Source organism: aff. Roholtiella sp. LEGE 12411 (genome assembly GCF_015206995.1).
Taxonomy (GTDB): domain Bacteria; phylum Cyanobacteriota; class Cyanobacteriia; order Cyanobacteriales; family Nostocaceae; genus Komarekiella.
Genome location: NZ_JADEXR010000061.1, coordinates 21798 through 31120, shown reverse-complemented (window position 1 = coordinate 31120; position 9323 = coordinate 21798). Strand labels below are relative to the sequence as shown.

At 42.2% G+C, this 9323-nt stretch carries 11 protein-coding genes and 1 tRNA gene; 4 read left to right on the top strand and 8 right to left on the bottom strand.

All coding sequences use genetic code 11. The features are described from left to right. A partial coding sequence (locus IQ246_RS15250; protein ID WP_194004204.1) for a transposase occupies positions 1-110 on the top strand: 110 nt, incomplete at its 5' end. Positions 111-476: 366 nt separating this feature from the next. On the opposite strand, the gene IQ246_RS15245 is transcribed toward IQ246_RS15250, so the two are convergent. From IQ246_RS15245 to IQ246_RS15235, 3 genes are all read right to left on the bottom strand, one after another. Next, a tRNA-Ala gene (locus IQ246_RS15245) sits at positions 477-549 on the bottom strand. 85 nt (positions 550-634) lie between these two features. After that, positions 635-1387, bottom strand: a complete 753-nt coding sequence (locus tag IQ246_RS15240) for an HAD family phosphatase (RefSeq protein WP_194004203.1) — start codon at positions 1385-1387, stop codon at positions 635-637. Next, positions 1384-1806: a hypothetical protein gene (locus IQ246_RS15235; RefSeq protein ID WP_194004202.1), complete on the bottom strand. Its 423-nt coding sequence runs from the start codon at positions 1804-1806 to the stop codon at positions 1384-1386. The genes IQ246_RS15240 and IQ246_RS15235 overlap by 4 nt, the downstream gene beginning before the upstream one ends. A gap of 183 nt (positions 1807-1989) precedes the next feature. Here IQ246_RS15235 and IQ246_RS15230 point away from each other — a divergent pair, with 183 nt between their 5' ends. Then, a complete protein-coding gene (locus IQ246_RS15230) occupies positions 1990-2241 on the top strand; it encodes an RNA-binding S4 domain-containing protein (RefSeq protein ID WP_194004201.1) in 252 nt (83 codons plus the stop codon). Positions 2242-2360: 119 nt separating this feature from the next. Here IQ246_RS15230 and IQ246_RS15225 read toward each other — a convergent pair whose 3' ends face one another. Further along, a complete protein-coding gene (locus tag IQ246_RS15225) occupies positions 2361-3113 on the bottom strand; it encodes an SDR family oxidoreductase (RefSeq protein ID WP_194004200.1) in 753 nt (250 codons plus the stop codon). 366 nt (positions 3114-3479) lie between these two features. Here IQ246_RS15225 and IQ246_RS15220 point away from each other — a divergent pair, with 366 nt between their 5' ends. Beyond that, on the top strand, positions 3480-4292 hold the full coding sequence (locus IQ246_RS15220; protein WP_194004199.1) for a class I SAM-dependent methyltransferase: 813 nt from the start codon (positions 3480-3482) through the stop codon (positions 4290-4292). Between the two features lie 167 nt (positions 4293-4459). Here IQ246_RS15220 and IQ246_RS15215 read toward each other — a convergent pair whose 3' ends face one another. Together IQ246_RS15215 and IQ246_RS15210 are read right to left on the bottom strand one after the other, a co-directional pair. After that, on the bottom strand, positions 4460-5761 hold the full coding sequence (locus tag IQ246_RS15215; protein ID WP_194004198.1) for a dihydrolipoamide acetyltransferase family protein: 1302 nt from the start codon (positions 5759-5761) through the stop codon (positions 4460-4462). Between the two features lie 218 nt (positions 5762-5979). Further along, positions 5980-6150, bottom strand: a complete 171-nt coding sequence (locus tag IQ246_RS15210; RefSeq protein WP_194004197.1) for a hypothetical protein — start codon at positions 6148-6150, stop codon at positions 5980-5982. A gap of 37 nt (positions 6151-6187) precedes the next feature. Here IQ246_RS15210 and IQ246_RS15205 point away from each other — a divergent pair, with 37 nt between their 5' ends. Then, positions 6188-6712: a hypothetical protein gene (locus tag IQ246_RS15205; RefSeq protein ID WP_194004196.1), complete on the top strand. Its 525-nt coding sequence runs from the start codon at positions 6188-6190 to the stop codon at positions 6710-6712. A gap of 34 nt (positions 6713-6746) precedes the next feature. On the opposite strand, the gene IQ246_RS15200 is transcribed toward IQ246_RS15205, so the two are convergent. Both IQ246_RS15200 and IQ246_RS15195 read right to left on the bottom strand, forming a co-directional pair. Beyond that, positions 6747-7196 (bottom strand): YlqD family protein, encoded by a 450-nt coding sequence (locus IQ246_RS15200; RefSeq protein ID WP_194004195.1) that lies wholly within the window; start codon positions 7194-7196, stop codon positions 6747-6749. A 40-nt stretch (positions 7197-7236) separates the two neighbouring features. Continuing rightward, on the bottom strand, positions 7237-9237 hold the full coding sequence (locus IQ246_RS15195; RefSeq protein WP_194004194.1) for a long-chain fatty acid--CoA ligase: 2001 nt from the start codon (positions 9235-9237) through the stop codon (positions 7237-7239). Between the last annotated feature and the right edge of the window lie 86 nt (positions 9238-9323).

The window sequence follows — 9323 nt, the reverse complement described above, 5'->3', positions numbered from 1 at the left end:
TTAACAATAAGTTGAAGCTGATTAAAAGGCTAGGTTATGGCTTTCGTAATTTCGCAAACTTTCGATTGCGCTGCCTATTATCTTGGCACTTTAGTGTTAAATCTCCATAAGGGGATCGGTAGAACCAAAATGCTTAACCGAGAAGTATTGACACAGATTTTGACTCCGTGTCATCCTTGAATCTGTCTAATCCGTGATTCAGACGTTTGAGGGATTACTGGAGCAATCACGTCTCCCAATATTTTGCCGCTACCTTTCATTGCTCCAAATGCAAGGTGTCAGATGGGCTTGAGAACCTCTGACACCTTGCCTTGAAGCCTGTACATTTTACCAAGATAATCCAATAGGCGATCGCAAATAGCTTTTACTGGTCTATAACTCAGTATCTGGATATATCTGTATACTACAGTAGTATCTGTTTTAACCATCAAATACCATTAAGACAGGTTTAAGATGGCTTGAAGTCCTGGTTTTGATGGAGAATAACGGATTTGAACCGATGACCTCTGCGGTGCGATCGCAGCGCTCTACCAACTGAGCTAATTCCCCTTAATTAGTGCTGAGTGCTGAGTTAAGAGAAACATGACTTCTAGCTCAACACTTAAGACTCAATTTCTTGCTGCTATACAGTATTTTAACATTCACTTACTGTTGGCTGAAACTCTTTTTGGGAAAAGACTTCTTGCACCCGTTCTAGTTCTAAGTCACTAAGATAATCAACTGTCCAGTTACAGTAACGCTGGAGCATGTGGAATGGGTAAGTATTAGCCACACCAACTACCTGCATCTGCGCGCGTTTTGCTGCTTGGACACCTGCTGGAGTATCTTCAATTGCCAAACACTCTTGTGGTTGAAGATTCAATTCCGAATATTCTTGGTTCAAGCGTTTCACTGCTAGTAGATAACCATCAGGTTCTGGTTTACTGGTGGTAATGTCATCACCTGCTACGATAATTTGAAAATGTTCAGCTAGATTGGCACGACTGAGCACAAGTTCTATTTCTTTGCGAATAGCGCCACTGACTAACCCAAGTTTCAGATTGCGCGAATCTTCTTTAGAGACGCTTCGCGATCGCACCTGATATATTAAGTCTTCTAAACCTGGATATAAAGGCAATTTTTCGATTTTCTCTAGTTCCAACACATAGGCTTGGGCCTTCCGATGCAGCAACTCAGTTAAATACTTTTCACTGACTACTCTACCGCGATTAGCAAATAGTTGCTGAAAACAAGCGCGATCGCTGCGTCCAAGAGAAGCTTGACGCTCATCGACCCTTTGGGGTTGAAGATTTTCTTGAATGAGAATTTCATCTATTAGTTGTAGGTGGATTGGCTCATCGTTAATGATGACACCATTAAAATCAAAAAGAACTGCCTTTAAACTCATGCCATTACGCCAAACGCTGGAGACTCAAGTCCCTCCAAATCATTATTATCTATTGTGGTATCTATTGATGTCGAAGAGTACTGTTTAACATTTTTTTGGACAGTTGTATCTTCTGTGGGAATGGGTTTCACTCCACTAGTTACCTGATTTATCCACCATACATCCTGAGTTCGTACTACTTCAAATCCTGCTGCACCCATACTCGCATCTAGACTACCAGCAGCATACTCACGAATATACGGCTCCTCAAAAATATCAATGTAGTAAGGGGGAATTATTACATCCTCTCGTCGCAAGCGATCGCTCTGTTTTTCCCAGTCAATACTATCAGCATAACGCCGCAATCCTTCCTCATCAATCAAAAGACGCACTACAGGGGATAAAAAACGTTCCCAGATTGTATCTTGACGCACTGCCATCGCTATTGTGTCCGTACTCTAAAGGGCTATTTAAATCAAAGATATTTTATTTACAAATTTTAATGCATTTGGTAAAAAGCAGTAAAATAATGTTATTTAAAATTTAACTTCAATACAGTTACACGATAAATTTTGAGCTTAATAACGCCACTATACAATTAAGGAAGTGTACTTTTATTTACTATGAAACCCAGAGATAACACAATTAAATTAAGTCAGTTTTTAAAGTTAATGGGTATAGTGCCAACTGGAGGGCAAGCCAAGCTGTTGATTCAAGGTGGCGATGTACTATTAAACGGTGTGGTGGAAACCCGACGAGGACGGCGACTAGTACGGGGTGATCAAGTGACAGTGGAAGGACAGACTTTTGAGGTCAATTTAGACAACAGCCAAGACCAAGAGGTACTAACAGTATTTCCAGAACAAACCGGGTGAAAGATTTTATTTTGGATTGTTTATTGCACCTATATATGCATCCTCAGATTTTTTTATAAGTGGCGATCGCCTTGGTGCGATCGTCACTTTCTCTGATGTCCGTTCAGTATTTGTGCGGCTTAAAGTTCTTGAATACGCGGACGAATCAACAACTCACCAACATTAACGCGATCGGGCTGGCTCAGCACGTAAAGAATTGCGCTGGCAATATCCTCAGCTTGAAGAATATTAGCATCTGGGGCATAAAAACCACCTTGTCCAGTAACAGCTTCTTTCGTTGCCTCGTGCTTGATTGAATCAGCGAGTTCAGTCGCCACTGCTCCTGGTTCAATGTCAGTCACCCGCACTCCGTATTCGATTGCTTCTCGGCGCAAACAGTCTGAAATGGCGCGTACCGCGAATTTGGTTCCGCAGTAGACAGCCGCTCCCTTAAAGGCAAAACGTCCAGCCACGGAGCCAATGTTTACGATATGACCGTGCTTGCGTTTAGCCATGCCGGGGAGGACAGCATGAATGGCGTAGAGGAGTCCCTTAATATTCACGTCAATCATTCGCTCCCACTCATCCACGCGTCCTTCAAGCATGGGTGAGAGAGGCATTAAACCGGCATTGTTGATCAAGATGTCTACGCCACCCATCGTTTCAAGTTCATCCCCAATTTGTGCCACTGCTTCACGGTCAGTCACATCCAACGCTTTGATTACAGATTGACCGCCTGTACGCTCAATTTCGTGGCAGAGCAGTTCGAGTTGCTCCGTGCGGCGTGCTGATAAAACTACTTTTGCCCCGTTTTTTGCCAGCATCTTGGCTGTGGCTGCACCAATCCCGCTACTAGCACCAGTAATCCAGGCGCGTCCTGAAATAATTGTCATATTTTTTATCCTGTAGTAATGCCAGTATTCAGTTTGTTTTTGAGCTCTCAAAAAAGCCCTCAATCATTTCATTGCTGAACTAAGCAGCTAGTATACTGCTTTGACGAATTCGCCAACGGTGTATTTAACTTGTTACAAATTATTTAGTAGATAAGTGCGAAATTTCGCCTCAACCTCCAAAACTAAACTGAAAAAATCCAAAATATAAAAAATTATGCCCTACGAAAAGTTAGAAATTACTACACTAGCACCAGTTTTTTCATGGGCGAATCATCCCTTGGGATTAGAAGAAACCAAAATGGCAAAGAATGTTGAAAGATATATACTAAGATTTTCATATTTGACCAGCGAAAACATAAGTATGTTATGCAAAATAGCCAGTACGAGCAACAGTACAAGAAAAAAGTAATTGATTTCTTTAACAGCAGAACTACTTACGATAACGATTACACTATTCATCGCGCTCTCCCTTTATTAGAGCTAATTAAACTACAAAAGGGAAAAAAAATATTGGATATGGCAACTGGTACAGGTATTATTGCCATTGCTGCTGCACAAATTATTGGCTCTGAGGGAAAAGTGATTGGAGTAGATTTTTCTTCAGGAATGCTCGCCCAAGCACGACATAAAATTGATGAATTAGGCTTGCAAAATATCGAATTAATTGAAGCAGATGCTGAGTATGTAAACTTCAATGAGAACAGTTTCGATGTAATTCTTTGTTCTACAGCGATCGTATACTTTAAAGATATTCCTGCTGCTCTAGGTAAATGGTATCGTTTTCTAAAGAATGGTGGAGTCATCGGGTTTTCTTGTTGCTCTAATGAATCTTGTGAAGCGCCACTTATAATTGAGGTTTGTGATAAACATGGTATTTTATTGACAAACATCAATGAGCCAACTGGAACTCCTGAAAAATGCCGTCATCTGCTAACAGAAACTGGTTTTCAAAATATTGAAGTAAAGACGCAACAGCTAGGTTTCTACCGCACTCTTGAGCAAGCTAGAGAATGGAATGGAGGATGGTTTCATCCTAGAGAAAATCCTTTGTCCCAGATTTCATCAGAGCAAATGGCAGAATTGAAGGCAGAGTATTGTAAGAAAATTGAGGACAAAGCAATTGAGCAAGGTGTTTGGTACGAAAATTTGACTTTTTTTGTAACTGGTCGAAAGGTGTGAAGTAGAGACGTTGCATTGCAACGTCATAATGGTCTATCTGTTATATTCTTTTTTTAAATTGGTATAACTGGCAAATACCATATATTAGAATATCGCCAAACAAAAAGACTTGGAAGTTAGATAACCTCCAAGTCTGAATTTAACTTTTTTTGAAACCGTACTCTCAATTAAAGTGTTAAAGATTGAGGATTTGTCTCAATTAACTTCGCTAAGTCTTGTAAAAATGCGGCAGCATGTGTACCGTAAATAATGCGGTGGTCAGAAGTAATATTTACCTGCATTTGTTGCCGCACGCCAAATAAACCGTCGGGTGTTGCCACTACTTGTGGACGGGATGCGCCGATCGCTAAAATTGAACCTTGTCCAGGCGGTAAAATCGCATCAAAGTTGTCTACGCCAAACATGCCTAAGTTCGACAGGGTAAAGGTACCGCTGTTGTATTCCTCTGGTTGAAGTTGTTTGGCTCTAGCGCGGTCTACCAAAGACTTCCAAGTGCGAGAGAGAGAATAAATATCTACTATGTCTGCGTTCTGCAATACGGGTGTAATCAATCCACCATCATCCATCGCCACGGCTACAGAAATATTAATGCCAGAATGATATACAGTGCCTTGATCTGAGTAGCTAGCATTTAGTAGTGGGTGTTTTTGCAAAGTCACCGCCACAGCTTTCGCTAGTAGCGCTGTCATTGTCACACCTTTGGATTTAATTTGTTTGTAAAGTTTATCTAGTCCATCGGTAGCAATTGTATAACCCACATGGAAGATAGGCACGGATAGGCTAGCTACCATATTCCGGACTACTGCATTTTGCAATGTAGTTAAAGGTACTATCTTACCAGGAACAGCTGCGACTGTTGGTGTAGGTACAGGTGTCCGCGGGGGTGGGGGCGCAACTGGAGTAATGGTTGGTGTGGGTAATGGCGCAGCAATTGGGGTGGGAGCAGGTTGCTTGCCTTGATTGACAGTTACCTCTACATCTTCGGCAATAATGCGACCGTGGGGGCCACTGCCTTTGAGAGTACTTAAATCAACTTTTAGTTCTTTAGCCAACTTGCGAGCACGGGGTGAAACCACAATACGCCCTTCTTTATGGTTAGACCCATTTTGAGACGCCAAGGTAGGTGTTGCAACTGAGGCTGTTGCTGGGATTGGTTCGGGAGAGGAGGTAGCAGTAGCAGCAACGCCATCTGAGTTAGCAAGAGATTTTGCGGTTTCAATTTCAGCTTCCGTTTCTGCTATGAAGGCGATCGCAGACCCTACCGGGGCAGTGTCACCAGCTTGCACTATGATATGGGCAATATATCCTTCATAAAAGGATTCCACATCCATATCTGCTTTATCTGACTCAACAACCACCACTGTTTCGCCTTTTTCCACTTTATCGCCTGGCGATTTCACCCAGGAGACGATTTTGCCCTCGGTCATGGTGGAACTCAGCGCCGGCATAAATACTTCGTGAATGCTCATAGGGTGGTTTTAGAAGCAATAATTTATGGACTTTAACAGCTTTTACCAGATCGAATTGTATCTTGACAGGAGAATTTTGGTTGGGAGATTTTATATTTTAGGTTGAAGAGTGAGGGAGTGGGGGAGTGGATAATTAATGACCCTTGACCCTTGACTCTTGACCTCAGGAACCTACATATAACTTAGAGGTCTATGTACAAAGCTATCCTCATGGTTAGTCAATATCCGGTTTTTGTTGTTGAACGTTGGGTTTGAAAAACCATCACGAGTTTCTCAGGACTCAACTGTGATTGTGATATATATTTATATTCCTCATAACTACTGCTTAATATGTAGATGCTTTCCAGCAGCAGAGGATATGGGTGGAAGTTCAATTTAGAATTCAACATTGGTTAATTAAACTGTTTGAAATTCCTGTTTAATTTTATGTCGGCAAAGTTGAAGTTGTTTTTGATTTTAATACTGAGTGTCTTTGCCACTGCTGGCGCTGGAGTTTATCTCACCGAGCACCAGCTAACTGCACCGATTTTTGAGGCTAGTAGTGAACAATCCCAGCAAGCGGAACCAATGCACCAGTCTCAGGAAATTGTAGCGTACTCAGACCGTTCCGATTTTAAAACCATACCTTTAGAAAGTATGAATTCATCTCTCCAAGGTAGTGATCCTGCTACTCTGGCGCTGAATGTCTTTGACGACATCGCATCAGTGAAAGGAACGCGAAAGGTAGAGGTAGTTTATCCACAACGAAATCAGGCTTTAGTAACGATTACGCAAATCAAGCAGAGTGATGATTTAGTTGGTGTAATGAAATATCGAGCCGAGATGACAACCTTTGGGCGATCGCTTTTTATTAGCTCACCCCCGGTTTGGCAAATTGTCTGGGCTGGCTCCCAGGTGCAATGTTGGCCTGGGAGTCGCACTTACAAAAAGGTAACTCGAAGCTGTCATTAGTCATTGATCATTGGTCAATGACAAACGACTAATTTTAAATATCGCCGCGAATTTCTTCTACAATGCCATCGCGCAGAACAATTTCAACCTGCATTTTGCTAATCAAGTTATCACCCGGTTCTACCCGGAAAAAGCCTTCCATTTGAAATTGGTTAACTTCTTGATCTTGCTGGAGAAACTGCACTTGCTGAAGGTTTTGTAGCAATTGATTTTTCTGCTCTAGCAGTTCACTTTTCTTTTGATTGACTTGGAGTTGGATATTGTCAATTTGTTGGAGGGTCTGGGGGCCAGGTGGTTGCAGACTCTGCTTTTGAATTGCGGCGATCGCTCTTTGTCCTTCAACGTCTAGCTGTTGCAATTGCTGATCACTTTGATTGATCTGCGTTTGTAGTTGCTGTTGAACTTCCTCTTTCCACAGGGGAGTGACGATGACTTTGACATTAACGACGCGTTTCAGAAGCAGTTGAGGTTTGGAGACATCCATAAAAGTTTCACGTTCACTCTAGATTTTGGAGGTGTAATTATCAGGCAAACATGTCGTCAATAATACCGCAATAGCGTTCTGTGACGACGTGTCGCCGAGTTTTCAGTGTTTGTGTCATCATGCCATTTTCAATGGAAAATGGCTCGTGAATGAGTCTGAACGGCCCAATGCGGTCATCAGGTCGATAGCCTGGACGGTTTTGCACTTCCCGATTCAATTCTCTGCGAAACAAATCCTGGATTATTTTACTCTCCAGATCAATTCCAGCGCTTGGATCTGAGGAGGTTTCTTCTGGTGGCCGTAATTGCAGATTCTGATGTGCCCATTTTTCTAAGGCTTCGAGATTGGGGACAATTAAGGCTCCGATGCTGCGCTGATCTTGTCCAACCAGCATAATTTGATCGATGTAGGGCGATCGCAAACACGCATCTTCAATCGGCTGCGGCTCAATATTCTCCCCATTACTTAATACAATCGTATCTTTTGCTCTACCAGTCAGCACCAAGTCGTTTTGTGGTGTCACCCAACCCAAATCGCCGCTATCAAACCAACCTTCAGCGTCTATTGCTTTGGCTGTCGCTTCTGGATTTTGGTAATAACCTTGCATGATTTGGGGGCCCTTCAGCAGTACCAATCCCCGCTTCCCCACTGGTAAAGGCGCTTTGGTTTCAGGATCTATAATTTTAGTTTCTGTAACCGGAAGTGGTTGTCCTGATGTACCAATCATATTCCGCCAAGGACGACGCACATGGGTGACAGGAGAAGTTTCTGTCAAGCCATAGCCTTGGAGAATCTGCACACCAATAATTTCAAAAAAGTTATCTATATGCCTCGGAAGCGCACCACCACCGCTAATCACTTGCTTAATTCGTGCTCCTGTTGCTTCCCGTACTTTGGCATAAACTAGTTTTTCTCCCAAAGCATGGACGAGGGATAAAGCAGATGTAAGTATTTTAGCTGTTAATCGCTCCACAGATGAAGTATGAAGATTATCTAAACTCAACCCTTGGGCAATTCGTCGCGCTTTAATATATTTCTCACTAATGCTGAGTAAAAAGTTAATTAGGCGTTGCTTGTTTGCTGGTTGTTCGCGGAATTGCTTTTGTACTCCTTCATAAATTGATTCCCACAAGCGCGGTACAGCTATCATATAGTGAGGTTTAAATTCTTTTAAATCTCCTTTGAAAGAGCGCAAGTTAGTATACACTTGTGTGCAACCTTGAGATAGTAGGTAATACTCAACTGTTCGTTCGTAGCTGTGCCAAGACGGGAGAATACTGAGAACAATGTCTCCAACTTGCGGTTGCACTACTGTCCCAAAAGTTGTCACTTGGTGCATCAAGTTATTGTAAGACAGCATTACGCCCTTGGGTTTACCTGTTGTACCAGAGGTATAAATTAGGGTTGCCAAAGCATCACGCTTTTGCTTGACTGGTACAAAAGTATGGTTTCTCCCAATTTCGATCAATTGTGAAAAATTCAGCACCTTGATGGTTTCCTCTATAGCTGGTGCTTCATCTGAAAGTAAGATTACTAGTTGAACTGGTAGATCATCAAGGCAAGATGCTCCTGGCGTTGCTACCACTTGGCTATCTTGCAGTTTTTCTAGTGTTTTTAAATTTTCGACTACCAGCGCCGTGCTACCGCTATTGGCAATAATAAACAGCAATTCTTCTCGTTCTGCTTGGGAGCTACGCACTGCATCAACTCCTCCGGCAGTCATTATACCTTGATCGGCAATGAACCACCGGGGACTGTTGTCAGCAATCAAGGAAATGCGATCGCCTACTGTTACTCCCAACGCTTGCAACCCCGCAGCAAATTCTTTAATTTGCTGTGCTAGCTGAGTATAAGTAATTGTTACTTCTGGTTTAGCATGGGGGTTGTGCAAGACTACAGTATCACCAAATCGTTTGGCTGCTAATGGCCAAATTTCTGGTAGTAACTCCACATTTGTATAATCTACCAAACGCTCTAATGCTTGGCGTTCTCGTTGAGTAATGTTAGATAAAAAAGAAGAAGTCGGTTGGTTTTTTGACATGATACCTTACCAAAATCTAGTAATTTGCTAGTTTTTCTAGCTTATTTGGTTATTACGCTACAATACAAATCCTCAATTATCCACAA